Raw genomic sequence first — 24,137 nt, 5'->3', positions numbered from 1 at the left:
GGGATTCGGGTGGGGTCTTGCGGGGCAGTGAAGATAGGTAAACCGGGGGAGATGCTTCGGCCTGCTCAGTGCTCGGTCGTATCGGGAGCGTCGTCCTTCACCATTGTCTGAGCGGTCAACGCCTCGAGCGATTCCACCACCACCTCGGCGGGCAGCGTGTAGGCCTCGATCCGGCCCGCCCGGGCGATGTTGATCCCGATGCACCGGCCGTCGAGGTCCAGCAGCGGGCCACCGCACTCAGCGGGGGTGAGCGTGGCGTCGTGTTGGAAGACCGAGGCGAAGCCGTCGCGGCGTTCGGACATCCGGTTCCCCATCGAGTTCATGTAGTCTTCTTTTAGTTTGGTGTTGAGTTCGCGTAGCCGCATCTCGACTTCAAAAGTCATCTCCTTGCCTCGCCGTTCGACGACCACCTCAATCACATCCCCGGCGATGACGTTCTGCATGCTGTCAATGACATCCTGCGAGTTATTCACTTCGTGCCCTGCAATCGAACGCAATACATCACCGGGCTGCAGCCCCGCCGCCTGGGCCCCCATCCCGGGAATCGCAAACCTGATCACCGGCCTCCCATTCTCGGGGTGATCGAACAACGAGATGCCCAAGCGCACGCCGTTGACCCGCCGGGGCAACGCACTCATCACCCCCACCGCTTCGGGGGCTTCGTCCAAGCCCGGGACGATGACCCACTGCCCCAGCCGGGGTTTCGCGTCCAGCTCAAACGCCACCGGCCGAAGGCCCTCGGCGTCGAGTTGAATCAACGCCAAATCGTCCAGCCGATCTTCCGCTAGGAGCTGCGCCTCGACCTCGCGGCCGTCGGACAGTTTCGCCGTGAGCTTCTCCGCCAAACGCACCTCGCTGGCCTTGGTCAGCACCAGGCCGTCGGCGGTGACGATGGTGCCCAACACGCTCTTCTTGCCATCCGCAACAAACTGCACCACGCTCTGCCTGGTTTCCGCCACCACGGGGGCAAACGCCTTGAGCACGTACTTGCCGTCCGTGTCGTAGCCGCGTTTGAGGTAGCTCTGCCCCATCGCCGGACGGGCGAACAAAACCAGCAGCGTCACAACCAAGAAAAACACGACGACCGACGAGACGGACCGAGAGCGTCGCGATCGGGCGTGGGCCACGGCATGTGGAGTCGAACGCGGCCTGCTCATTACTGTTCCCCCATGGTCAATTCGAGCTGCAGTTCCTCGTCGTCGCGCAAGACGCTCATCGCGACCTTGTCGCCGGACATCAGCGTCGCGATCTCTTCATGGAATTCGTGGTCGTCGCGGATGGACCGGTCGCCGATTCCGGTGATGATGTCGCCGAGCTTGATGCCCGCCTCCGACGCGGCGCTGGGCTTGACCATACGAATCACCACGACGCCACGGTCTTCTTTGTCGGGGCCGAGTTCGACGATGCCCATCTCGGGGGACTGCTGCCGCCCCCACTGCCGGCCTTCGACGAGGCTGTCCCACGTGCTGTGGTATTCGCCGATGGAGATGTGGAGGTTGGCACGCTCGGACTTGCCGATGCGGCTGTGGATCCCCACGACCTTGCCGTCCATGTTGAAAAGCGGCCCGCCCGAGTCGCCGCCGATGAGCGAGCAGTCGGACTGAAGGACGATGCTCCGGACACGCAGCACCCGGCCGAGCCGGACGACGACGCTCCGTTCGAGATCGAACCCCCCGGGGTGTCCAAGCGAGACCACCCAATCGCCGGTGCCGACCGTGCCGGCCGCGGCCATCTCGACGCTGGGCCAGGGCCCTTCGCCCTGGAGTTGGGCGAGACCGGCATCGTTCTTACGATCGAGGCCGAGGGTCTCGGCGGTTTCGACCGTGCCATCGGGGAAGCGGACCTGGATGATCTGGCCGGCCTCGCCGATGACGTGGGCCGCAGTCAGGATGTACCCCTCGTCGCCGATGATCACGCCGCTGCCGGACCCGCCCCGCCCCATGTCCAGCGACACCGTCGCCGGGGCGGCGAGTTCGGCCACCGCTTCGACCCGCGCTTCGATCTCGCGCAGGTCCTCGAGTGATTCGGGGGCTGGCTTATCGAAAACCGACGTCGGCTCGGCGACCGCCGTGGCGACAAGTGACATCACGGCCGCCCAGGCGAAAAACCAAACGCTACTGCTGGATCGTTGCATACGTGAACTCATCTCTGGGAACCACCTGACTGATACGTCACAAGCCGGACGCGGGTTCCCATCCCGTGCGTAAGCCTCACCTCAAGTGTACGCGGCTCCGCGGTCAAGTCACGCGTTTTCCCGGAGGCACTCGCCCCGCCGCCACGACCGGAATCCAACACGTAACCAAAAAAGGATTGCCCGGCCCGCCGGTTTATAGGAAATTAGGGCTGCCCCAAGCATCGCTCTTCTCGCCTCGGCCGTACGCTGATCCGAGAAAAGTTTGATCCATCGGGGCTGTTCATGGATGAATCGCCCCCGCTCCAAGGTTGAATCGTTATGCGTCTGAGCACCAAACTCCTGGTCATCTCCGAGCTGGTGCTGCTCGTCCTGGCCTTCGCGCTGCTGGTGCCCACACGCTCGGGGATGCGGGAGCAGGTGACCGTCGACCTGCAGAACCAGCTCGCCGCGATCGCCAGCACCGCGGCGCTGCACCTCGACGGCGGCCTGCACCAGCGCGTCGTCGAGACGCAAGACGCCAACGACCCGGCCTTCCTCCAGCTCCGCGATCAGCTCCGGGCGATCCGCGACGTCAACGGGCTCGCGTCCGACCACATCTACACCTTCTACTTCGGCAGCGACGGCCTGCTCCACTTCGGCGTTATGCCCCACGAGGGCGATCCTTTCATCGGCGACGTCTACGAACTCAAGTCCCACCACCAGGAAGCGTTGTCCTCCGGCCAGGTCACCGTGACCGGGCTCTACGAAGACGTCAACGGCGAGTGGATCTCCGCCGCGGCCCCGATCTACAGCTCTGCCGGGCAAGTCGTGGGCCTGCTCGAAGTCACCCAGCCCTCCGAGGCGTACTTCGCCCGGTACAACCAGCTCCTGCTGGTCAACACCCTGATCGCCGTGGTGGGCATCGCCATCTCTTCGCTGCTGGGTTACCTGGTGCTGAACAAGATCGTGATCCGCCCGGTCGACAAGATCCACAAGGGATTGGAAGCGCTGGGCGAACACAACTTCAACCACCGCGTCGACATCCGAACCCGCGACGAGTTCCAGGAGTTGGGCGAAGCACTCAATGTGATGGCCGACCAGCTCAACGTCGCCCGGTCGATCCAAGCGGGGTTCTTCCCCGAAGAGCTGCCCGCCTGCCGGGGCTACCGCATGGCCGGGGCGTCGGAGCCCTGCGACGCGACGGGCGGCGACTACTACGACGCGTTCAAGCTCGACGACCAGCGCACCGTGGTGGTCATGGCCGACGTGACCGGGCACGGCCTGGGGCCGTCGCTCATCATGGCCACGTGTCGCTCGGCGCTGCACGCGCTGGCCCGCACCGGGCTCGAGCCGGGCGAGTTGATCCAACGGCTCGAAGACCACCTCACGCCCGACCTGACCGAGGGCCGATTCATCACGATGATCCTTGGCGTGCTCGACGACGACGGCACGTTCACCTACGCCAACGCCGGGCACGCCCCCGCCATGATCCGCACCGCCAACCACGGCGTGACGCACCTCGACTCCCACCGCCCCCCGCTGGGCGTGATCATCCCGCTCGACGGCGAAGAGCTTCAGTCCTCGGTCCATCTCCACCCCGGCGACCGCGTGCTGCTGACTTCTGACGGCGTTAACGAAGCCCAGAACCCCGCCAACAAGCAGTTCGGTTTTGCTCCGCTCGAACGACTCATCGACAACCTCGAAATGGCCTGCGATCAGGTGGTCTCCACGCTCCGTCGAGACGTCGGCACGCACCGCCATCCCCGCCCCGCAGACGACGACCTGACGATCCTCTGCATCGACCGCGTCGGCGTCGCGGTCGCGATGGATTGATGACCACTTTCGGCACGACGCTGACCTCAACTCCTCCCCCGGGGGAGGTGGCCCGCGTAGCGGGTCGGAGGGGGAACGTGAGTCCACCTACGCTCCAAGTGTGTCACGGGTCTATTGCCCTTACCCCAACCCTCTCCCGGAGGGAGAGGGAGTAAAGACAATCGCCCCCGACTCCAGATCGCGATGCGATATCATCGGGGCATGTCCATGGCCCCCCCACCTCTGCCGCCCGATCCCTACGCCAACTATCCCGGGATCCCCGGTGCCCCGCAGAATCGGGCCGGGGTCACTGCATCACTGGCGGTGTGGATCAGTGCCGCGCTGTTGCTGATTAGCTCGACCTGCTGCGCCTGCGTGATGGGTTCCATGGGCGTGATGCCCTTAGATGAACTCAAGCAGTCGGCCGGCTCTGAAGACATTCCGCCGGAGTTGTGGGATCAGATCGGCGCGTCTCAGCCCTACCTGGCCACGGTGGGCGTCGTGGTCACGGTCCTGCTGGTGGTGCCCGCGGTGGTCATGCTCGTGTTGGGATTCGGGGTGAGGCAAGGACGACGCGGGCCGACTTTGGCCGCTCTCGGGTTGGCGATCGGCGCGGCGATCGTGCACGGGGCCCTGACCATCGCCTGGGTGGTGGTGATGCTCAGGATGGGCCTGATCGATGTGTGCAGCCTGGGCTTGCTCCTGCTGATCGAGGCCAGCCTGGTGTGGTGCATCCTCTCGCTCAAGAAAGCCCTGACCCAGATCGACCCCGTGTACGGCAACCAAGCCTTTGCCCCCATGCATCAACACGGCACACCCAGCCAACCCACACGGCCGTACGACGACGACCCGTGGGAGAACTCGCTCTGATTGTCAGGCGTAGACTTCCGTAGCCCAAGGAGTGCCCCATGCCCAAGTTCATCCGGAAGTTTTCGCCCGTCATTGCCGCGGGTTTCGCGCTGCTGTTGACCACGGCCACGGCCCCCAACATCCACGCCCTCGACGCCGAGCACCAGGCCAAGGCCCGTGTGGCGATCGACCAGGGGCTCGACTTCCTCCGCTCCACGCAGAACGCCGACGGCAGCTGGACCCCCGACCCCGGCCCGGCCGTCACCGGCCTCATCGTCGCGGTCATGCTCGACCAGCCCGACCTCGACGCGACCGACCCCACCATCGCCAAGGCGCTCGAGTACATCCTCGACCGCGTCCAGCCCGACGGCTCGATCCGCGATTCGCCCGACGGCATCCTCGCCAACTACAACACCGCCATCTGCCTCTCGGCCCTGGCGCGTATCGACAACGACCCCGAGGTCGCCCAGGTCGTGCGCAACGCTCAGGGGTTTCTCAAGGGCCTGCAGTGGACCGTGGGTGACGTCACACCCGACGGCGAGACCATCACCGCCGACCACCCCTACATGGGCGGCGCGGGCTACGGCAACAACGGCCGACCCGATATGAGCAACACCCAGCTCCTGCTCCAAGGCCTCTACGACTCGGGCGTCGATTGCAACGACCCCGCCTTCCAAGCGGCGCTGACCTTCATCTCCCGCTGCCAGGGCATCGAGTCCAACGACTTCTTCCCCGAAGGCACGATCGTTAACGACGGCGGCGTGATCTACGCCACCTCGGTCAACAAGGACAACAAGCATATCCCCGTCAGCTACGCCAACCCCGAGCAGGTCGACGAGGCCAAGGCCGGGCGGGCCGTGTCCGGGCTGCGGGGCTACGGCAGCATCACCTATGCCGCGTTCAAGAGCTTCCTCTATGCCGACCTCGAACGTGACGACCCGCGCGTCGTCGCCGCGCTCGACTGGATCGAGAACAACTACACCCTCGACCAAAACCCCGGCATGCCCGAGTCGGTGAAATACCAGGGCCTGTACTACTACTACATGACCCACGCCCGGGCGCTGGGTGCCTACGGCAGCACCTACCTCAACGCCCGGGGCCAGACCCCCACCGCGGTCCTGCACGTCGGCCAACGCGCCACCGCGCACGCCCTCCAACAAGCGCGGATCGCTCAGCAAAACAAGGGTTACCAAGTCACCATCGACCTCGAAACCGCGATTGACGGCGGGCCCGCTCGTGACAACGGCGAGATCAACGTTGCCCTGACCGAGTCGACGCAGCAGATCGACTGGGCCAACGCCCTGATCGCCAAGCTCGTCGAGTTGCAACAGCCTGACGGCTCGTTCGTGAACACCGAGAAGCGCTGGATGGAGACCGATGCGAACCTCGTCACGGCCTATTCGCTGACCGCGCTGATGGAAGCGGCGAACTGAGCGACGGATGGTCTTGGCTCCCTCTCCCCCCGGGAGAGGGTTGGGGTGAGGGCACAAGACCCGTGACACGCTCCGAGCCACAGGCGGACTCACCTTCCCCCTCCGACCGGCTACGCCGGCCACCTCCCCCGTCGGGGAGGGGTTTGAATCGAGCCAATCCCTCGGAATGACCGATAACCACGGCATGGCCGAGTCCGCGAAGAAATCCAGTTCCGTCGTCCTGACCCTGGGCGTCTCGTTCGTGGTCACCGCGATCGCGGCGTATTTCATCCTTAACCGCCCCGACCCGATCCCGCCCATCGAGAAGTCCGAGTTCTTCCCCTTCCAGGACGCCCAGACCGGCAAGTGGGGCTACCTGGACTCCGACGCGAAGATCGTCATCCCGCCGAAGTACGACCACGCCGACCTGTTCCTCAACGGGCGAGGCCTGGTCGAGTTCGAAGGGCTGGCGGGCTACATCGATGCGAATGATCAGTGGGCCATCGCCGCCCGGTTCATCGTGGCCCCGGACGTGAGCAACGACTTGGCGGCCCGGCCGTTCTGGGGTGGGCTCGCGGCGGTGCGCAACGAACGTAACGTGTGGGGCTTCCTCGACACCGAAGGCGAGTGGGCCATCCTCCCCCGCTTCGACGGCGAAGACGGCTACGCCCTGGTCGGCGACTTCCACAACGGGTTAGCCTGGTTCGCCAACCGCAACGGCAACCGCTTCGGGTTCATCGACGGTGAAGGCGAAGTCGTCATCGAGCCGGAGTACCACGCCGTGAACGACTTCAGCGAAGGTTTCGCCGGGGTCTTGGTCAAGAAGGAATGGGGCTTCATCGACACGGAAGGTAAGCTCCGCATCCGCCCCGACTTCGACGGCGTCGGCATCTTCAGCCAAGGGCTCTGCGCCGCGAAGAAAGACGACCAGTGGGGCTACATCAACCGCAAGGGGATCTTCGAGATCCAGGCCAAGTACGCCCAGGCCCGCCCCTTCTCCGAAGGCCTGGCCCCCGCCCACAACGGCGTCGCTTGGGGCTACATCAACCCCGATGGCCAATACGTCATCGACCCCAAGTTCGACGAAGCCTGGCCCCACGAGCACGGCCTCGCCTCGGTCGAGATCGACGGCCAAAAGAAATACATCAACGCGACCGGCAAAGTCGTCTGGCCCAAGCCAATTCGGCCCTAACCCCTCCCCCGCCGGGGGAGGTGGCCGGCGCAGCCGGTCGGAGGGGGAACGTGAGTCCATCCACGCCCCATGCGTGTCATGGGTCTAGTGCCCTCACCCCAACCCTCTCCCGACGGGAGAGGGAGCAAGGCAGCGTCACACCGCCGCGCGTTGCTTGCCCGAGGCCGCTTCGCCACTGGCCATCTGCACGGCCAAGCGGATCGCCGACTTCATCGAGCCCGGGTTCGCTTGGTTCTTGCCAACGAGGTCGAAGGCCGTGCCGTGGTCGACGCTGGTGCGGATGATCGGTAATCCGAGCGTCACATTGACCGCGTCGTCGAACGCCAGCATCTTCACCGGGATCAGGCCCTGGTCGTGATACATCGCGACGATCAGGTCGTACTTGGATCGCATGCGGGGGGTGAAGATCGTGTCGGCGGGGAACGGGCCGTGGGCGTCGATGCCGGCCTGGTGGGCCATCTGGATCGCGGGGGTGATGAGACGCGTTTCCTCGTCGCCGAACAAGCCGTTCTCCCCGGCGTGGGGGTTCAGGCCGCACACGGCGATCTTCGGGTTCTCGATCCCCATGCGGACGAGCGCCTGGTGTCCCAGGTCGATCGGGTCGAAGACGCAGCCGATGGTCAGCACGTGGCGGACATCCATGAGCGGCAGGTGGATCGTGGCGAGCACCACGTTGAGCGCGTCGGCCCGCTCGCTGGCGGAGGGTGTGCCTGGAGCGGGCGGGGCGTGGAACATCATCGCCACGCGTTTGGACTTGCAGCGCTTCTGTAGGTACTCGGTGTGCCCGGGGAACGGCACACCCGCGAGCTTCCACGATTCTTTGCAGATCGGGGCGGTGACGATGGCGTCGATCCCCGCGTCGTCGATCGGACGGTTGGCGGCGGCGATCGCGTCGTCGAGGAAACGGGCCGAGGCCTGCCCGCCGAGCTTGGATGGCCCGTTGTCGCGGACGCTCAGCATCGAATACTCGTCGTAATCCAGCACCACCACGTCGTGGACCAGGCCGAAATCCGCCCGGGGCGAGTCGTGCTGCAGGCGGTGCCAATACGGCTCGATCTCGCCGAGGTCGGCCGCGTAGCTCATGAGCTCGTTCATGCCGTAGATCACAAAGCGGGCGAGCTTGCGGATCTCGGGGTCGGCCAGGGCCTTGACCACGACCTCCGGACCGATGCCGCCAGGCTCACCCATGGTGATGCCGATGACGGGCTTGCGGCCCAGTGGCTGGGGCAGGTTGGAACGGGTCTTGGCCATTGGATGATTTTAGCAGGTTGGGAGGATAAACCCCTCTCCCGCCGGGGGAGGTGGCCGGCGTAGCCGGTCGGAGGGGGAACGTAAGTCCACCAACGCCCCAAGTGTGTCACGGGTCTAGTGCCCTCACCCCAACCCTCTCCCGGAGGGAGAGGGAGCAAAACCAACCAACGTGTGTCCGCTTGTCGCCGCGTCTCCACCCGACGATACTTCACGCCAGACGATGCCGCCCTCGATCCTTCTCATGCTCCTGCTCCTCGTGTTGCTGCTGTTCGCCAGCGGCTTTTTCAGCGGCAGCGAAACCGCACTGTTCAGCCTGACCCGGCACCAGCGTTCACGGCTCGCCCGCAGCGAGTCGCTCACCGCCCGCACGATCCTGAAGCTGATCGCCGAGACCCGCGGGCTGCTCATCACGCTGCTGCTGGGCAACATGACGGTCAACGTGCTGTACTTCGTGGTCAGCGCCCAGCTGCTGATCAAACTCAGCGCCTTGGACATGGCCACCGGCATAGGGTTGGCCGCGCTTTCGATCGCCCCGCTGCTCGCGATCGTGCTGCTGGGCGAGGTCATGCCCAAGCTCGTCGCGTCCCGGCTGCCCGACCGCTTCGCCACGCTGACCGCCCTGCCGTTGTTTGTGGTCCACCGCGTGCTCGCGCCGATCCGCGTGTCCGCCTCGGCGTTGGTCATCACGCCGCTCTCACGCCTGCTCACGCCGCCCGCGCCGTCGCCCGACCTCACGCCGGACGAGTTCGAGGCGATGCTCCGGCTCAGCCGACACCACGGCGTCATCGACCACGGCGAGCAGCGCGTCCTCGAACAGGTCCTCGAACTGAGCCAGCTCAAGGTCCGCAACCTGATGGTGCCCCGCGTGGATGTGCAGGCGTTTGACTTGGACCACTCGCCGGCAGAGTTGATGTCCCTGATCCGCCGGACCCGGCTGCGTCACATACCGGTGTATCGCGACAGCCTCGACAACGTCGTGGGCATGGTCTACTCCCGGCAGGCCATGCTCGCCCTGCCGCAGTCGGCCGAGGACCTCAAGCCGTTGATCCGGCCGGTGAAATTCCTGCCCGAACTCCAGCGGGCCGACCAGACGCTCATCGAGCTCCGGCGCACCGGCACCACCTTCGCGCTCGCCGTCGACGAATACGGCGGGACCGCCGGGCTGATCACCCTCGAAGACCTCGTCGAGCACCTGGTCGGCAACATCCCCGGGGCTTACGAACAGAGCGGCGAGGTCGAGGTCGAGATGATCGACACCAACCGCTGGCGGGTGGACGCGGACCTGTCGGTCCACGAATGGGCGGACGTCTTTGGCAAGCACCAGCAGGTGGAAGCGGCCCGCACCCTCGCCTCGGCGAGCACCATCGGCGGCCTGATCATGGCCAAGCTCGGCAAAATCCCCGACATCGGCGATGAGGTGACGCTGGGCAATGTCCACCTCGCCGTGGATCACATGGATGGCCACCGCATCGAGACCGTCATCATCGAGCTGCGCGACAGCGACTCGATCGACCAGTCCGTCGCCGAAGCCGAGGGGGGTGAGGCGTGACGACCGGCGAAACGCTTTTCTGGATCGGCGTCATGCTCGCGGGCTTCATCGGCTCGGCGGTGTACTCGGGCATGGAGACCGGGGCGTACACGCTCAACCGGGTCCGCCTCCAGGTGCTGGCCGACCGCGGGCAACGCACGGCGTTGGCCTTACGCCGGCTCGTGGACAAGCCGGCAACGCTTCTGGCGACGCTGCTGGTCGGCAACAACGTGGCCAACTACCTCGGTACCGCAGGCCTGGCGGTGATCCTCGAGTCGATGGCCCTGTCCGAGTGGCAGTCGATCGTGCTCAACACGCTGATCGTCACCCCCCTGCTTTTCGTCTTCGGCGAGACGCTGCCCAAAGACACGATGGCGGCCCACAGTGATCGGCTGATGCCCCCGCTCACGCCCGTGCTGACCGGGTCGCGCTGGCTGTTCACGATCACGGGGTTGGTCCCGCTCATCGGACTGTTCAGCGCCGGGGTGTTGAAGATGCTGGGCCAGCCCGGCAAGGACCGCGGGTTCCCGCCACGCAAACGTGTGGAGATGCTCGTCCGCGAGGGCGTGGGCCACGGCATCCTCAGCGACGAGCAGTCGGCCATCGTCGACCGCGTGCTGCGCCTAGGCGGCCGAACCGTGCGGCAGGAGATGGTTGCCTGGGGGGACGTGTTGTCGGTCAAGGTCAACGACCCGCCGAGTCGGCTTTGGGAGCTGGCCCAACGCAGCAGCCGATCCCGTTACCCCGTCACCGATGCGCAGGGCAAAGTGGTGGGCCTGATCGACGTGTTCGACGCGTTGCTGCACGGCCAGGCCGACTGCCCCCCGATCCGTGAACTCATGACCGAGCCCTACACGCTGACGCCTGAGATGCCGCTGCGTCAGGCGTTGCAGCACCTGCAGACCCACAGCATCGCGATCGCGGTGGTCGCCGATGCACAGCGCCCCGTCGGCGTGGTCACGGTGAAAGACCTGGTCGAGCCGATCACCGGCGACCTACGCAACTGGTAAAGCGGCATACGCTATCCTGAGACCATGCGAGTCATCGGCCGAACCTCCACGACAACAAGGCGAATCGCTTGAGGTGGTCGGTCCCCGATTTGGCGGATGTGGTGGAGGCCGGGCTCCGGGCCCAGTCGGCCGACGACGACGCGGAGCAATCGGTGTACGGCTTCGATGCGCGGGATGAACTCGGCCTCCACCCCGTGGTGCAGCAGGCCTTCACCCGGGTGGGGTTTGGGGTGTGGCCCGAACAGCGTTATCCCGGGCACTGGCACAAGAAATCCAAGGCCGAGGGGCTGCGATGCGACGTGGTGCTCACCCCCGACGGGCTTCCGCTACGCGACCCCGACGTCAAGGGCACGCTGTTCGGCGGCCAACCCGCCACCGACGCCGACCAGGCCTACTGGCTGGAGATCAAGACCGTTGCCCAGTTCGAAACGTCGGGGCCGTTCCGCCGGTACTCATCGGAGTTGTTGCAGCCGGTGACCAAGGACGTCAAGAAAATCTGGTCCGACGGGGTCATCCGGTTTGGCGGGTTGCTGCTGATCTTGTTCACCGCGAATCAGGAAGTGGCCGAGCACGACCTCGCCGCGTGGCACACCCGGTGCATCGACAAGGGGTATCCCGTCGGGCCGCCCGCGGTGCGCGGCTTCCCGATCACCGACCGGATCGGCAACGGCTGGTGCGCCGCAGCGGTTTTTGGGGTGCGCGGGGTATAAAAAAAACGCCGACGCGTTGGACGCGTCGGCGTGTTGAGAATCGGAATGTAATCGGCTGCCGTAAACCCGCTTAGCGGGCTTCGCTCAGCCGGCTGGCCGCGAGCTTGGCCTGCTTGTCGGCTTCGAGCTCGAGGCGCTTACGGTCGTCGCTGTTCTTGTCCTCGTTGACCAGCCGGGTGATGATCCGGTTGGTCTCGGGGTCGAGCAGCAGGACACGCACTTCGCCCTGGCCACGGTCGTTGGTGATGGAATCGACGTCGAGGACGATCGGGCCGACGTTCATGGGGATGCCCTGACCGCCGGTGTCCAGGCCGTCGATTTCGGCGTTGCCACCGACCTCGTTGCCGGGGAACTCGACGAACTCGTTCTTACGCCACATGCCGTCGTACACGGTCCAGACCTCGATGTCGGCCCGCTTCTGGTCCTTGTTGGCGCTGTCCACGAAGAAGTAGTACTTGGGATCAAGCTCCACCTCGGCCGAGAGCGACCACTCCGCAGCATCGATCTCTTCTTGGCTCGGGCCAAGCGAGATGCGGTTGCGGTTATCCGCGAGTTGATCGGCGTTGAGGCGCGGGAAGCGGTACAGCGGGTTCATGACCGAGACAAGCACCTTGTATCGGTAGGTCTTGCCGGGCTCGACGGTCAGGTCGTGGGCCCAGACCTTCAGCTCGTCGGGGTTGTCGCTCGCTGCGGATGCACGGGGGCTGCTACGTGGAGTTGCCGCTGGGCCACCGTAGGGACTGCCGCCGTAGGGATCGCCGCCGAAGCCACCGCCGTAAGGATCTCCTCCATAACCACCGCCGTAGGGGTCGCCGCCAAAGCCACCACCGTAGGGGTCGCCACCAAAGCCACCACCGTAGGGGTCGCCGCCGCCACCGGGCAGACCCGGGGTCTGCAGGGCATCGTCATCTTCGATCCCCATCAACTCATTGAGTTCGACTTGTAAATCGAAGATCTCTTGCTGAATTTCCGCGGCTTTTTCCGCGTTTCTCTCCGCGCGGACTCGCTCACGCTCAGCTTCGCGTTCGCTGTTTCCTCGGCTACCACGATCACGGGTAGCGCCGCCACCACCACCGTAGGGGTCGCCGAATCCACCGCCACCGTAGGGATCACCCAAGGAATCGGCTCCGGTTTGACGACGCGAACGGCGGTCGGAACTTCGTTCCTCTCGCTGCTCCCGACCGGTAAGGCTATCAAGCCTCCGGTTGAGAGTCTTTAATTTCCTCTCGATCTCATCCCGCCGCGCGAGCTCTTCGGAGGTGTAGACCCGGTTGCCGATGTCTGGCGGAGTCCACGGGCCGTTGCTGATGGTCGGGAATGAAGCGCGAACGATCTCAGCCTGATTTTGGCGAATCTCTGCTTCGAGAGCCTGAGATTCTTCAAAGCTCAAAACCGGTTGTTCAGAGGGGAGGACCGCATAATTCCCGGGCAAGGGGTTGATAATGGTCTGGCCGCCCCACTCTCCCGTAACCGGGTCCAACTCTTCACGGAGCAGTTGTACCGAAGTCACCGCCAGGCGTTCACGCCAAAGCCCCTCATCGATACGTTGTTCGACCGGGTGGTCGGTGGACTCATACCGTTCAATCAAGTCCTTGAGCGGGAATACCCCGCTGACCGAAACATAATTGAAGTCGGCCGGACGGGTATCGCCGATGAGTTGCTGCAGAGCGAAATACCCTTCAGTGCCGTCGTTTTCGAGCACGCCGTGACCACTTTTCGCCAAGACATCCACGGCGATCGGCGGGGTCGGAAGGTGCTTGTATTCATAATCGGGTGTCTTAACCGTCACCCACGTTTGAGCTAGCCCCGTGTCATCGATAGCGGCAAGTTGCTGATCTGGGGCGACGGGCAGGCCGTACAGTTTCTTGAAGAATTCCGCGTAGGCGGGCACATCGAAAGGCGCGATCGGGCTCGGACGACCGAGTTGATTCTTGAGTTGATCGGCTTGACGTACTACCGTCTCTTCGATCGCGCCCGGTGCGATCGTTTTCTTATCGACCTCAATCGCGTTGGGCTCGCCCAGAAGAAACTGGGTTGCACCAACGCCGACTAGCACCAAGCCCCCGACACCGATGGCGATTTTTTCGACGTGTTGTTGGAAGAAACCGAGGTCTTTGCTCTTCATAATTCAGCCTGCTTTCAATTCCGCCGCAGCGGTGGGCTAAAGGATTTTCTGATTCAAAATAAACGAGGGTGAATCATCGCCTGATTCGTCATGGGCAAGAGGTTAATAGCCGCCGTAAGGATTACCGCCGTAGGGATCGCCGCCGTAGCCTCCGCCGCCGTAGGGATCACCACCGTAGGGGTTGCCGCCACCGGGGAAGCCCGGGACACCCGTACCTTCGGCGGGCTCAAGCAGCCCCACGTAACGCTTCGTGTCCTCCGGCATCAACTCGGCGGTCCATTCACGAAGCCAGAGCGACTCGATAATCAACTCCACCTCGACCACATCGCCTTGGCCGTACATATACAACTCATGAAGCAGTTCGTATTCATCCACAGCCTGCACGTTGACGTTCAAGACGGTCATCAGATTGACCCTTGCGATCGAATTAAGAAATTCCGGCAAGCGTTGATAATCAACATGAGCGATCACGCGGGCGTGGCGAACATCGTAGAGGCCATTGGAGGATCGGCCGGTAGGCCCAAAGGCGAAGTTCTCCGAGATTTTCGTCTCACGGGGCTTATCAGTCATCCCCCCCGCGGGCGGGGGGTAACCTGCGGCACCACCCACACCCGCCTTCGACTTTGCGGAGCTAGTATTAGTGAAGCCTGCGGTGTTTTGAATACCCCCGATGTCGTGGAGCCCGACGTATCCGGGGATCACTTCCGCACGGATCAATCTCTTAACCGGAGCGTTTAGAACGCTTGAAGGAACCTCTTTCCCCTCGGCGTTGAAGTGCTTACGCTGATTAGCCACATCATTGGCGATAAAGATTGCCTGAACGATGTCTTGCAGGATCCACAACTCGAGTTGACCTTCCCAGAGCTGACTTGGCGTCGGCGACTCGGCCGAGGAACCCAGCGAAGCGATCTGAAGAGGGAAGGCGGGGTTGGGGGTCAACATGTTGCCCAATTCGGGGTCGGCATAAATGTTGATTCCCTGAGCATGCACGAGCAGTTCATTGATCAGCTCACGCTGCTGTTCCTTCTGTTGCTGAAGAACCTTGGCTTCGCTGAGCGCTCCGCCGAGGCTGTTCTCTCTTGCCAACGCGTCGACCTTTTCAGCCAAGAACGATTGGATGTACTCGGGACTAAGTGGCGGCTGCGCATTCAGGTAGGGCATGGCGATGCCGGTGTTCTGGGCAACCTCCTGAGACCATTGCTGAGTGCCCATCATCGCGCTGAGCAGTTGACCGTAGACGGTCTGGGCACGGAATTTCTTGTCATTTGGGGTATCCGGGAACAGGCCGGGCAGCATCTCGCTGTGTCCGACTTTATTGATCCCGAGGGCCGCGGCGAAGATGTCTTCCGACTCGCGATTCAGGTCCGTGTAGATACCATCGAGCACCTCAATCACCGCAGGTGTGATCGTGACGCTGCGCGACTCGGGCGGGTCGTCGGCGTTACTCGGGGGCACATCGACACTCTGACGCATCAGCGCTTTGATCTGGTTGAGCTTCTGGTTTGCAGGTTTTTCAGCGCTTGCCTGCAACGCCGGGTTGGCGACAAACATGAAGTACGCGATCGCTCCCACCGATGCGACCATCAGCACAAAAGATGCGACGGAAATGGGATTCGTTTTCATCCAGGCGATAACGTTTTTCATGGATTGGCCTCCGTTTGGGGCTGACTTTGGGCAAGAGATTCATTGACGGCAGCGGGAGATTCCGCAGACGGGCTGGCGGCTGCATCGCCATCTTCCACCGGCGATGCCGGCCGAGAAGGCGTGTCATCAACTTTGGGGCGAGCCGCCAGGGGCGATTTCAACTCGACCGTAAATTCGATCACAAATTCGCGATCAAACGCTCGGGACTCTTCCGTAAACGGCCGCAACGGAATCAACTCTGAGATACTGCCGGCGCGGGCACCGCCAGGGCGAGAGCCGCCGAAGCCGCCGCCGAAGCCGCCGCCGAAGCCACCACCGCTGTATGGGTCACCCCCGAAGCCGCCGCCGCTATACGGGTCACCCCCGAAACCACCACCGCCGTAGGGATTTCCGCCGAAGCCGCCGCCTGTCGCCCCCGGCCTCGAAGTTGACGGGTCGACCGCAACCTTGCGCAGCGACTTGATCGGGTTGGTGTTGTCGGCGAATACGAATCGGTACGGACGATCTTCGCGATCGGCATTATCCCGGAACCACTGCACCAGCTTGGCGTTGAGCTCAGCATCGGCGGTTGCCAAAGGCGTACTACCAGTCAGGGTCACCACGAAACTAGGCCCGGATTCTTCACCGAAGAATTCTTCCGCGGTAAACGTCTTGCTTGCCATGTCGCCCAGCCCCGGAGGCGCGGGGCTGCCGTCGGCGAGCATCACTTCGTAACGGGGCACGATCGATTCGATGTAGACCTTGCGACGCTGATCACGCGGGATCGATCCGTATTTCTCGTAATCGTTGGAGAGCAGTTCGGGCTGCGGTTCCATCGCCAAAGTGGCCAAGCTGATGTCTTCGAGGATGCCGGGCCAGATGTTGCGGTGATCCAGGGTGCGGCGCAGGTTCTTGATGAATTGCCGGGGGTCTGATTCTTGCTGCATCTCGGACCATTGCGACACGTAACCGTTCGCCTCGTTGATCACCGGACCCACCGCCGCATTCATCGCCTTCAGGTTCGAGTCCACGGTCGCGGCGTCGGTGAAGTGCTTGACACCCACCAGGCCCGCCGCCACCACGAAGCACGCGGCGCTCGCGGCGATCCAGGGCTGCTTGGCCTTCCACATCCGCGCCGCGAGCACGTGGCTGGGTAGGATGTTGGCGGAAACTTTTTCGAGCCCCAGCCCCTGCAGGCCTAGGCCCACGGCCGTGGCCATGTTCAGGGCGTGGTTGGAGAACTCCGACTCACGCTTGCCGTCCAGCACCGAGATGCGGTCGAAGCCATCGGGGCGGACGACGTCGAGTTGCAGCTGCTGCTTCAGGAACTTCTGCAGGCCCGGCAGGCGGAAGGTCGAGCCCACGCCCACGAGCTTGGTCAGGTTCGAGTCGCGGTTGAGTGACTGGTAGAAGCCCAGCGAACGCTGCACTTCCTGAACCAGGTCGGCAAACACCGCACGCATCGCCTGGAAGATCTGCTTGGCGTACTTGCTGGTCGCGGCTTCGCGCTTGAGCTTCTCGGCCTTGGGGAAGCTGATCTTGAACTGCTTGACCAGGGCTTCGGTGAAGTTGTTGCCGCCGATGGGTAGCGTGCGGAGCCAGATGCCGCCGTCTTCGACGATGATCACGTCGGTCGAGACGGTGCCGATGTCCATGTAGATGGCACCTTCACCCTCGGGCGACTCGTAGTTGAACGTGTTGTAGACCGCCAGCGGCGAGAGGGTCAGCGAGTCGACCTTCATATCGACCGTGCGGTAGTTGTTGAGGTAGCCCATCACGCGTTCTTTGGTGATGGCGAAGATGCCGACTTCGACGTCCGGCGAGTCGTCTTGCTGGAAGACCTGGTAGTCCCATTCGACCTGCTCGATCGGGAACGGGATCTGCTGCTGGGCCTCGAACTTGACGATGTCGGGGATCTTCTTCGGCTCGACGGGCGGGAGCTTGGCGAAGCGGGCGAAGGCCATGTTGCCCGGCACGGACACGACCACGCGGGTCTTTTCCATCTCGTGCTTCTGGATCAGCGTCTCGAGCTGAACCTGAATGGCTTGGTCGACGTCGAGGTCGGGCGTGGTGAGGACCTGCTTGAACGGGAGGACGGCAAAGTCATCGACCTGGACGTCGTCGCCATTGCGGATCAGCTTCACCGCTTTGATCGCGTTGGCTCCGACGTCGATGCCCCAAGCTTCGTTCTTCTTGGCCATGTCTGAAATCTCCTGAACTGAATGCCTGATCCGTGTGGATGCTGGTGGCCTGAGACGTTGTGTTGCGTAAACCTCAACAACACAGTGTCAGTCGTTCGGCACGATCGCCGAACAGAGGTACTTGAAGGCACTCCCCGCAAAAGGAGAGCGCATGGGTATTACACCATAATGTTGATCGGGATGGGGGCGGCCAGGCGCAAAAGGGGATAACGGATGTCGGCCTGTGCCCGTCGGATGCTCAATGCCATCTTCATTCTTATTAAACCCGTGCAGAGCACGAAGGTCAAGAACTTTCGTAACGTCCGAGCATCAGTTATCCATACGACCCCAACCCGCTGAAGGATCGCGCGGCCTGTGCCCCGGTGGATTTGACCTCACGGCGGGCTAAGGAGAGAATACGCGGCCCTGAACGGGGCCGTAGCTCAATTGGGAGAGCGCTGTGTTCGCAATGCAGAGGTTGTGGGTTCGATCCCCATCGGCTCCATTTCATGACTCATTTCCGATAAGTCGTCCGCTTACGGCGATCCACCGGATCATGCCCCCAAGCGGCCTCGGGCCAACCCCCCTTTCGAACCCGATTCAGGGCCTGTCGTAAGACCCATATCCGGAGACTCGCCCGGCTATTGAGCCCGGCCTTTGTCCACCACACCTTCATGCCCGGCCTGATCTGCGTGACGATGGGATACATGCCTTCTGTCTGATCCGTCCGATGAGATGACATGGCCTCGAACCAAGACCCGCAAACCGACCGCCCTTCCGCCCGGCCCCGCCGGGGTTGGATGGCGTTATCGATTGTGGTGCTGATCATCGGTGCGGGGATGTTCACCACGCGTGGGGTGATGCGGGGGCTGGAGGGGTCTTGGGACTTCACGATGCTTTACGCGGGGGCGCTGCGACTCGTTGAGGGGCAAGACCCCTACCTGTTCGAGGAGACTTACGATGCGTTTCGCGAGGCCGGGGGGACCGGGCGCGAGCGTGACCCGGTGAAATTCAACCTGCTGTACCCGCCGTTCACCTACGCGTTGCTCTCGCCGTTGGGCATGCTGCAATGGTCGGCGGCGAAGACGATTTGGGTGGGATGCAACTTGCTAGCCACGGCGGCGGTCGCGGTTTGGCTGGTCCGACACCGGCCGCGGCGTGGCGCGGATGCCGAGGATTCGGCGAGCCCCGAGCCTTGGTGGCCTGCGGTGATGGCCGTCGGGCTTTGGTTGGCCTGCTCGGCGTTACACACGTCGGTGGCGTTTGGGCAGCTGTCGGTGGTGCCGTTGGCGTTGATGCTGCCGGTGCTGGCGCCCTGGCGCGGGCGGGGTGAGCTGGGGCAGTGGCCGTGGATGAGTTTGAAGACGGCGGGGCTTGGGCTGATGCTGGCGGTGGGCGGAGCGATCAAGCCGCAGCTGGTGGTTGTGTTGGCGATGCTGCTGCTGGCGACGCCGCGCTGGCGTGTGGCGTTGTGGTCGCTGGGCTGGGCGATCGGGATCGCGGTGGTCTCGATGGTTTGGATTCAGACGGGCAGCCCGGATTGGCTGCAACACTGGCGTGACCAACTCACGTTCTTCACTCAATCAGGACAGGCCCTGCCTACCACGGAAAACCCGCTCACCTATCAGATGATCAACCTTGAGCCTTGGCTGCACCGGCTGTGGCTGGATGGTGCCGGGCCGATCCACGTGCTTGGGAAAGTGGTGCTGCTGGCGGCGGCCGTTTGCGGTGCCGCTTGCGTGTGGAAGCTTTCCTCTACGGCTCCACAGAAAACACGCGATTCCTCATCGTCCAAGAACCGTTGGGAAACCGATGATTTCCTGTTGCTGGCCCTGTCGCTGGGCGTGGCACTCACCCTGCTCGTGGACTACCACCGTACCTACGACGCGGTGCTGCTGGTGTTGCCCGCGTTGTGGGTTTGGCGTCGTCTTGCGGTCTGTCGCAAGGACCTCTGGGCGTGGGTGATGGTGGTGTGTATGGCCACGTTCATGGTGCCCGGGCCGTCCATGTTAGTCACGTTCGCGCGGAAGGGCATGATCCCCACCGGCCTCACCGAGTCGTGGCTGTGGCAGGCCTGGCTGCTGCCCCACCACAACGTGGCCCTGCTGGTCTTGGCCGTGGCGTTGGGCGTTCGGCTGTTCCGACGAACGCCCCTGCCCCGGGGATGAACTCGATACACTGCGCACTCGTAGCATCTGCGTCCTAAGCCTGCTTTCATGACCGACGCTTCCGCCAATCCGCCCGCCGTTGAACCGCTGCCCCGGCACGCGGAGGCCGACGCATGGGCCCAGCGTCTGGACGCCACCGCCCCGCCCGGCCCCGACGACATCTCCGGGCAAAACGGCGACTGGCCCGTGGTCGGTTCCGTGCCCGTCACCGTGCTGGTGTCGGTGAAGAACGAGCAGGAAGACCTGCCGGAATGCCTGCGACGCCTCCGCTGGGCGGAGCAGGTGATGGTGATCGATTCGGGCTCGACGGACGCGACCGTGCCGATCGCCCAGGCCTTCGGTGCCGAGGTGGTCCACTTCGACTACGCCAAGCACTCCCCCACCGGCTGGCCCAAGAAGCGTAACTGGGCCCTCGACCACGCCCCGCTCCGGAACGAGTGGGTCCTGCTGATGGACGGCGACGAGCACGTGGTCGCTCCCCTCGCGTCACAGATCGCCGAGATCGTCACCGGCAAATCCCAGCCCAATCAGCCCGGGGGCGGGCAGGCGTTCTGGATCAACCGCCGGTTCATCTTCCACGGCCGATGGGTCCGCTACGGCGGCTACTACCCCGCGTGGAACCTGCGTCTATTCAAGCACGCCCTGGGCCGTTTCGAGCGGCTGACCTCGGCCGGGGACACCGGATCGGGGGACATGGAGGTCCACGAACACGTCAAATTGGCCCCTGAGGCCGGTGAAGCGGGTTTTTTGGACCACGATCTGCTGCACTACGAGATCGCGGATTTCACCGAATGGGTGGCCAAACACAACCGCTACAGCTCCTGGGAAGCGGCCGTGGCCCGGTCGGGCGTGGATGATGGGATCCCCGCCACGTTCTGGGGAAGCCCCCAACAACGCCGGCGCTGGATGAAAAAGGCCGCAAAATCCCTCCCTTTCCGCCCCACGCTGCGATTCTGGTACCACTTTGGGTTGCGTCAGGGCTTTCGTGAGGGAAACTTGGGGCTCCAGTTGGCCCGCCTCCTGGCCGCCTACGAAAGCATGACCCTCGCCAAGCAGAGCGAACCCGCGCCCCGCAACGCCTCCGACTCCGCCTGATCCATGACGACCCACGCCGATCCAGCCTCCGCCAGCGCCCCAGATACGCCCGCCGAAGCGTCACCCGCCGCGACCGTGGACGACCGCCACATCAGCCCGTGGACCACCCGCCAGAAGATCGGCCGGGTGCTGTGGTGGTTTGTGCAAGCGACCGTCTGGCGCTGGAGCTGGCACAGCAGCTACGGCTACCGCCGATGGGTCCTACGTCGGTTCGGAGCCACCGTCGATCCCGCCGCACGCATCCGCCCCTCCGTGCGGATCGAGTGCCCCTGGAACATCACGCTCGGAGCCAACTCCGTGGTCGGTGATTTTGCGAACCTCTACGCCCTGGGCCGTATCACGATTGGTGACCGCGTCACCGTCAGCCAGCACGTCCACCTCTGTGCGGGTACCCACGACTACACCAAGCCCGACTTCCCGCTGATCAAGCCCCCCATCACGATCGAGAACGACGCCTGGATCGCGGCCGACGCGTTTGTCGGGCCGGGGGTGAAGATAGGCAAAGGTGCTATACTCGGGGCTCGCGGTTGCGCATTTAAAGACATGGATTCCTGGAGTATCTACGGCGGCAATCCTGCAAAGCGGCTCGCATCTCGCCCCGCATCGCCGGCGCCTGAGGAGGACTCCGATCATGTATAAAGATTTACTCATCTGGCACGGTGTCGTCACGATACTCGTGTCGCTGTGGTGGATCATCGTTCCTTATCTGAAGATGAAGGAACACCTGGTCACGTCCAAGAACCTGTTCATGCTCGGTTACATGAACTTCATGGGCGTCTCTTCGATCCAGGCCGCCACGTATTGGGACCAGTTTCAGATGGCCCGGTACGCGGACTTCACGCCGCGTGCCGTCATGGCTTACATCGTCTTGAGCTGGGTGTTTTTTGGCGTGCTGGTGCTGTCATACAAAAACCCCCGCTGGGTGCCGTGGAAATACCTGACGTTTAAGAGTGTGCCCGCGACCGGGTCCCCCGGGTTTAGCCTGTTTATCCTGCTGGGGCTGTTCTTTTCCTTCTTCGGCGGCCTGGTGCTGGTTCAACTGCCAGGCATCGCTCAGTTCGGCTACCTCTGCGGCCAACCGCTGTCGATCGGCGTCGCCGCGCTGTGCTTTTACCGCTGGATTCAAGACAAATCCAACCCGTTGTGGGCGGGGCTGGCCTGCTCCTCGTTTGCGATGTCGCTGCTGCTGAGCATGATCGGCACCACGGGGCGACGCCCGCTCCTGTCGCTGCTTCTGGCAATCGTGATCATCATCTACTGGACGCGCGCCCAGCCGTTCACCTTCCGCTACCGCATCGTCCTGACGACCCTGGCCGCCGGCCTCATCGTCGGCCAGCTGCTCGGCGGCTACTCGGGCATCCGCCACCGGGTCGGCAACGTCATGATGACCAGCCGGTCAGAACAAGCCCGCAACATCGTGGAGAACGTCCGGATGACGGTCCAGCGCTCCACGAGGCCCGACATCATGCTGAGCTCCGGGCTGCTGGGCGGGGACACCGCGTCGATTTCGGTAGGTGCGGCAGAGCTGTTCCTGTACGACCCCACGTGGGAGCGTCGGCCGCTGCACTCGCTCATGGCCGTCGCCGTGAACCCCGTGCCCCGCGCCGTCTGGCCCGACAAGCCCGAGGCCCTGGGGCAGACCTTCCCACGCGATCTCGGCCAATGGAGTTTCGGTTACATCAACTGGGGGCCCGGCATCGTTGCGCACGTGGTGCAGGATGTGTTCTGGATCGCCGTGTGGCTGTACCCACTCCTGATCGGAACCTTCTTGCGCTGGGTCGACGACCAGCTTTCGGGCTACCCCAAAAACTTCTTCATGGTCGCCTTCGTGACCTCGGTCTCGGGCCACATCATCGCATTCCCACGCGGCGACCTCACGGTCTTCACGATCAATATCGTGGGCGGATTGGTGGGCATCTACTTCTGCTTGTTCCTCAGCCGTATGTTCATGCGGAACTCCCTCACCCCTGTCTCACAAACCACGCTCAACCCCACCCCGGTGGGAGGTGCGGGCTAGCGCCTGCGCCGCACGGATCGTTGATGGCAGTGGCGGGTTGACCCTATGACTAATCCATCTACGCAACGCTATTCGACCCTGCGCTATTGGATTCAAGGCGTTGCTTGCGTCGTGGCGTTGAGTCTCTGCTGCACCCTCAGCGCGGACGAACCCGTCGAAGCGACAATCACGACAAGCCCCGAGAAGCACGTCGTCTCCTGGTTCCTCATCGGCGGATCGAGCGCCACCCCCGAGGACCGATACGTCGGCTGGGACCTGCGACAAAGCGGCTGGGGGAAGTTCGTATTCATGCGCGTCAGGCCCGGGCTGGAAGGCGGAATCCGCCGTGTGCTGCTGCACAACCCCTTCGGACACGAGCTGCCAAACAACACGATGGCCTTCGACGGTTCGCTCAACGCTGACGAGCAGGGCCACGATTGGCTGGTCGAGGGGTTTGTCGAAGCGTGGAAACCAGTGGTGGAAGGTCGGTGGTCGGGAGGCGATCCGGTCGAGGTGATCTGCTACCTCGGACGCCTGGACGAAGCCCCCGGGTTTGAAGCGTTGAAAGACGCGAGCGACGAAGAAGGCTATCAGGCACGCGCCTGGGCCAGCGTGGCGTTACCCCTCGCCGCGGGTATGTCGATCGCGGTGGACTCATCAGCCGACCTGCCCGAAAACCACCCGGGCTTCCGATTCATCCGCGACCTCCGCGACAGCGGCGTGCGGGTCTACGTCGAAGCCCGACCCGATACCAACAAACCCCACCTCCACAACTGGCCGATGATCAGCGTGGAGTCCTTCTGGGAACGCAGCGACCCCACCCGCCACGCAGATGCTCGCGGGATGGAACGCGACGCCCACAGCCACGGCGAGGTCATCCAGCTCTTCACCGAACGCAAGCTGACCCCCGCGATCGCCCAAGAGAAACTGGCCCAGGGTTACAGCGTCGCCGCACAACTGAATCATGAGATCTGGCAAGCCAACAAGCTGAATCGTTGGCTGAACCCACAATGAGTTTCGTATCCGATCAGGCCACCGGTCTGAATGCCCAACCCACCGAGAACGAGGGGACC

The 24,137-nt window shown here is 63.6% G+C and carries 18 protein-coding genes and 1 tRNA gene; 13 read left to right on the top strand and 6 right to left on the bottom strand.

The genetic code is table 11. The features are described from left to right. Positions 1 to 65 precede the first annotated feature (65 nt). Positions 66 to 1,079, bottom strand: coding sequence for a S1C family serine protease (locus tag HNQ40_RS13240; RefSeq protein ID WP_184678301.1), 1,014 nt, complete (start codon positions 1,077 to 1,079; stop codon positions 66 to 68). A 77-nt stretch (positions 1,080 to 1,156) separates the two neighbouring features. Further along, on the bottom strand, positions 1,157 to 2,086 hold the full coding sequence (locus HNQ40_RS13235; RefSeq protein ID WP_221435529.1) for a S1C family serine protease: 930 nt from the start codon (positions 2,084 to 2,086) through the stop codon (positions 1,157 to 1,159). Positions 2,087 to 2,452: 366 nt separating this feature from the next. Between HNQ40_RS13235 and HNQ40_RS13230 the strand changes: the two genes are divergently transcribed. From HNQ40_RS13230 to HNQ40_RS13215, 4 genes are all read left to right on the top strand, one after another. Further along, a complete protein-coding gene (locus HNQ40_RS13230; protein ID WP_184678299.1) occupies positions 2,453 to 3,946 on the top strand; it encodes a SpoIIE family protein phosphatase in 1,494 nt (497 codons plus the stop codon). 201 nt (positions 3,947 to 4,147) lie between these two features. Continuing rightward, positions 4,148 to 4,795: a hypothetical protein gene (locus tag HNQ40_RS13225; protein WP_184678298.1), complete on the top strand. Its 648-nt coding sequence runs from the start codon at positions 4,148 to 4,150 to the stop codon at positions 4,793 to 4,795. A 38-nt stretch (positions 4,796 to 4,833) separates the two neighbouring features. Continuing rightward, positions 4,834 to 6,207 carry a prenyltransferase/squalene oxidase repeat-containing protein gene (locus HNQ40_RS13220; protein ID WP_184678297.1) on the top strand — a complete coding sequence of 458 codons (1,374 nt, stop codon included), beginning with the start codon at positions 4,834 to 4,836 and terminating at the stop codon, positions 6,205 to 6,207. A gap of 166 nt (positions 6,208 to 6,373) precedes the next feature. Further along, on the top strand, positions 6,374 to 7,378 hold the full coding sequence (locus HNQ40_RS13215; RefSeq protein ID WP_221435528.1) for a WG repeat-containing protein: 1,005 nt from the start codon (positions 6,374 to 6,376) through the stop codon (positions 7,376 to 7,378). A 135-nt stretch (positions 7,379 to 7,513) separates the two neighbouring features. Here the strand turns inward: HNQ40_RS13215 and pdxA are convergent, their stop codons facing one another. Then, positions 7,514 to 8,629 (bottom strand): 4-hydroxythreonine-4-phosphate dehydrogenase PdxA, encoded by a 1,116-nt coding sequence (gene pdxA, locus HNQ40_RS13210; protein ID WP_184678295.1) that lies wholly within the window; start codon positions 8,627 to 8,629, stop codon positions 7,514 to 7,516. Positions 8,630 to 8,870: 241 nt separating this feature from the next. Between pdxA and HNQ40_RS13205 the strand changes: the two genes are divergently transcribed. From HNQ40_RS13205 to HNQ40_RS13195, 3 genes are all read left to right on the top strand, one after another. Beyond that, a complete protein-coding gene (locus HNQ40_RS13205) occupies positions 8,871 to 10,178 on the top strand; it encodes a hemolysin family protein (protein WP_184678294.1) in 1,308 nt (435 codons plus the stop codon). Continuing rightward, the gene (locus tag HNQ40_RS13200) at positions 10,175 to 11,167 is read left to right on the top strand and encodes a CNNM domain-containing protein (protein WP_184678293.1); all 993 of its coding nucleotides are present in this window, start codon (positions 10,175 to 10,177) and stop codon (positions 11,165 to 11,167) included. Before HNQ40_RS13205 ends, HNQ40_RS13200 begins: the two co-directional genes overlap by 4 nt. 68 nt (positions 11,168 to 11,235) lie before the next feature. Further along, positions 11,236 to 11,877 carry a hypothetical protein gene (locus HNQ40_RS13195; protein WP_184678292.1) on the top strand — a complete coding sequence of 214 codons (642 nt, stop codon included), beginning with the start codon at positions 11,236 to 11,238 and terminating at the stop codon, positions 11,875 to 11,877. A gap of 70 nt (positions 11,878 to 11,947) precedes the next feature. On the opposite strand, the gene HNQ40_RS13190 is transcribed toward HNQ40_RS13195, so the two are convergent. From HNQ40_RS13190 to pilM, 3 genes are all read right to left on the bottom strand, one after another. After that, positions 11,948 to 14,002: a hypothetical protein gene (locus HNQ40_RS13190; protein ID WP_184678291.1), complete on the bottom strand. Its 2,055-nt coding sequence runs from the start codon at positions 14,000 to 14,002 to the stop codon at positions 11,948 to 11,950. A 102-nt stretch (positions 14,003 to 14,104) separates the two neighbouring features. Next, on the bottom strand, positions 14,105 to 15,646 hold the full coding sequence (locus tag HNQ40_RS13185; protein WP_184678290.1) for a hypothetical protein: 1,542 nt from the start codon (positions 15,644 to 15,646) through the stop codon (positions 14,105 to 14,107). Next, positions 15,643 to 17,826 (bottom strand): type IV pilus assembly protein PilM, encoded by a 2,184-nt coding sequence (gene pilM / locus HNQ40_RS13180; RefSeq protein ID WP_184678289.1) that lies wholly within the window; start codon positions 17,824 to 17,826, stop codon positions 15,643 to 15,645. The genes HNQ40_RS13185 and pilM overlap by 4 nt, the downstream gene beginning before the upstream one ends. A 411-nt stretch (positions 17,827 to 18,237) precedes the next feature. On the opposite strand from pilM, the gene HNQ40_RS13175 reads away from it, so the two are divergent. From HNQ40_RS13175 to HNQ40_RS13150, 6 genes are all read left to right on the top strand, one after another. Beyond that, a tRNA-Ala gene (locus HNQ40_RS13175) sits at positions 18,238 to 18,310 on the top strand. A gap of 235 nt (positions 18,311 to 18,545) precedes the next feature. Beyond that, positions 18,546 to 19,973 carry a glycosyltransferase family 87 protein gene (locus tag HNQ40_RS13170; protein ID WP_184678288.1) on the top strand — a complete coding sequence of 476 codons (1,428 nt, stop codon included), beginning with the start codon at positions 18,546 to 18,548 and terminating at the stop codon, positions 19,971 to 19,973. A 48-nt stretch (positions 19,974 to 20,021) separates the two neighbouring features. Next, positions 20,022 to 21,068 carry a glycosyltransferase family 2 protein gene (locus HNQ40_RS13165; protein WP_184678287.1) on the top strand — a complete coding sequence of 349 codons (1,047 nt, stop codon included), beginning with the start codon at positions 20,022 to 20,024 and terminating at the stop codon, positions 21,066 to 21,068. A 3-nt stretch (positions 21,069 to 21,071) separates the two neighbouring features. Next, positions 21,072 to 21,707: a WcaF family extracellular polysaccharide biosynthesis acetyltransferase gene (locus tag HNQ40_RS13160; RefSeq protein WP_184678286.1), complete on the top strand. Its 636-nt coding sequence runs from the start codon at positions 21,072 to 21,074 to the stop codon at positions 21,705 to 21,707. Beyond that, complete coding sequence (locus HNQ40_RS13155) at positions 21,700 to 23,085, top strand: hypothetical protein (protein ID WP_184678285.1); 1,386 nt, start codon at positions 21,700 to 21,702, stop codon at positions 23,083 to 23,085. Before HNQ40_RS13160 ends, HNQ40_RS13155 begins: the two co-directional genes overlap by 8 nt. 45 nt (positions 23,086 to 23,130) lie before the next feature. Further along, positions 23,131 to 24,078 (top strand): hypothetical protein, encoded by a 948-nt coding sequence (locus HNQ40_RS13150; protein WP_184678284.1) that lies wholly within the window; start codon positions 23,131 to 23,133, stop codon positions 24,076 to 24,078. Positions 24,079 to 24,137: the final 59 nt, after the last annotated feature.

This window comes from Algisphaera agarilytica (genome assembly GCF_014207595.1).
GTDB lineage: Bacteria > Planctomycetota > Phycisphaerae > Phycisphaerales > Phycisphaeraceae > Algisphaera > Algisphaera agarilytica.
Note: the sequence above shows the minus strand (reverse complement) of the source record. Positions and strands in the feature narration are given on the sequence as shown.

What these genes read in the sequence shown, in the direction of transcription:
- HNQ40_RS13235 (WP_221435529.1), bottom strand. Translation starts at nt 2,086, where the DNA reads ATGTCACTTGTCGCCACGGCGGTCGCCGAGCCGACGTCGGTTTTCGAT.
- HNQ40_RS13230 (WP_184678299.1), top strand. Translation starts at nt 2,453, where the DNA reads ATGCGTCTGAGCACCAAACTCCTGGTCATCTCCGAGCTGGTGCTGCTC.
- HNQ40_RS13225 (WP_184678298.1), top strand. Translation starts at nt 4,148, where the DNA reads ATGTCCATGGCCCCCCCACCTCTGCCGCCCGATCCCTACGCCAACTAT.
- HNQ40_RS13220 (WP_184678297.1), top strand. Translation starts at nt 4,834, where the DNA reads ATGCCCAAGTTCATCCGGAAGTTTTCGCCCGTCATTGCCGCGGGTTTC.
- HNQ40_RS13215 (WP_221435528.1), top strand. Translation starts at nt 6,374, where the DNA reads ATGACCGATAACCACGGCATGGCCGAGTCCGCGAAGAAATCCAGTTCC.
- pdxA (WP_184678295.1), bottom strand. Translation starts at nt 8,629, where the DNA reads ATGGCCAAGACCCGTTCCAACCTGCCCCAGCCACTGGGCCGCAAGCCC.
- HNQ40_RS13205 (WP_184678294.1), top strand. Translation starts at nt 8,871, where the DNA reads ATGCTCCTGCTCCTCGTGTTGCTGCTGTTCGCCAGCGGCTTTTTCAGC.
- HNQ40_RS13190 (WP_184678291.1), bottom strand. Translation starts at nt 14,002, where the DNA reads ATGAAGAGCAAAGACCTCGGTTTCTTCCAACAACACGTCGAAAAAATC.
- HNQ40_RS13185 (WP_184678290.1), bottom strand. Translation starts at nt 15,646, where the DNA reads ATGAAAAACGTTATCGCCTGGATGAAAACGAATCCCATTTCCGTCGCA.
- pilM (WP_184678289.1), bottom strand. Translation starts at nt 17,826, where the DNA reads ATGGCCAAGAAGAACGAAGCTTGGGGCATCGACGTCGGAGCCAACGCG.
- HNQ40_RS13170 (WP_184678288.1), top strand. Translation starts at nt 18,546, where the DNA reads ATGGCCTCGAACCAAGACCCGCAAACCGACCGCCCTTCCGCCCGGCCC.
- HNQ40_RS13165 (WP_184678287.1), top strand. Translation starts at nt 20,022, where the DNA reads ATGACCGACGCTTCCGCCAATCCGCCCGCCGTTGAACCGCTGCCCCGG.
- HNQ40_RS13160 (WP_184678286.1), top strand. Translation starts at nt 21,072, where the DNA reads ATGACGACCCACGCCGATCCAGCCTCCGCCAGCGCCCCAGATACGCCC.
- HNQ40_RS13155 (WP_184678285.1), top strand. Translation starts at nt 21,700, where the DNA reads ATGTATAAAGATTTACTCATCTGGCACGGTGTCGTCACGATACTCGTG.
- HNQ40_RS13150 (WP_184678284.1), top strand. Translation starts at nt 23,131, where the DNA reads ATGACTAATCCATCTACGCAACGCTATTCGACCCTGCGCTATTGGATT.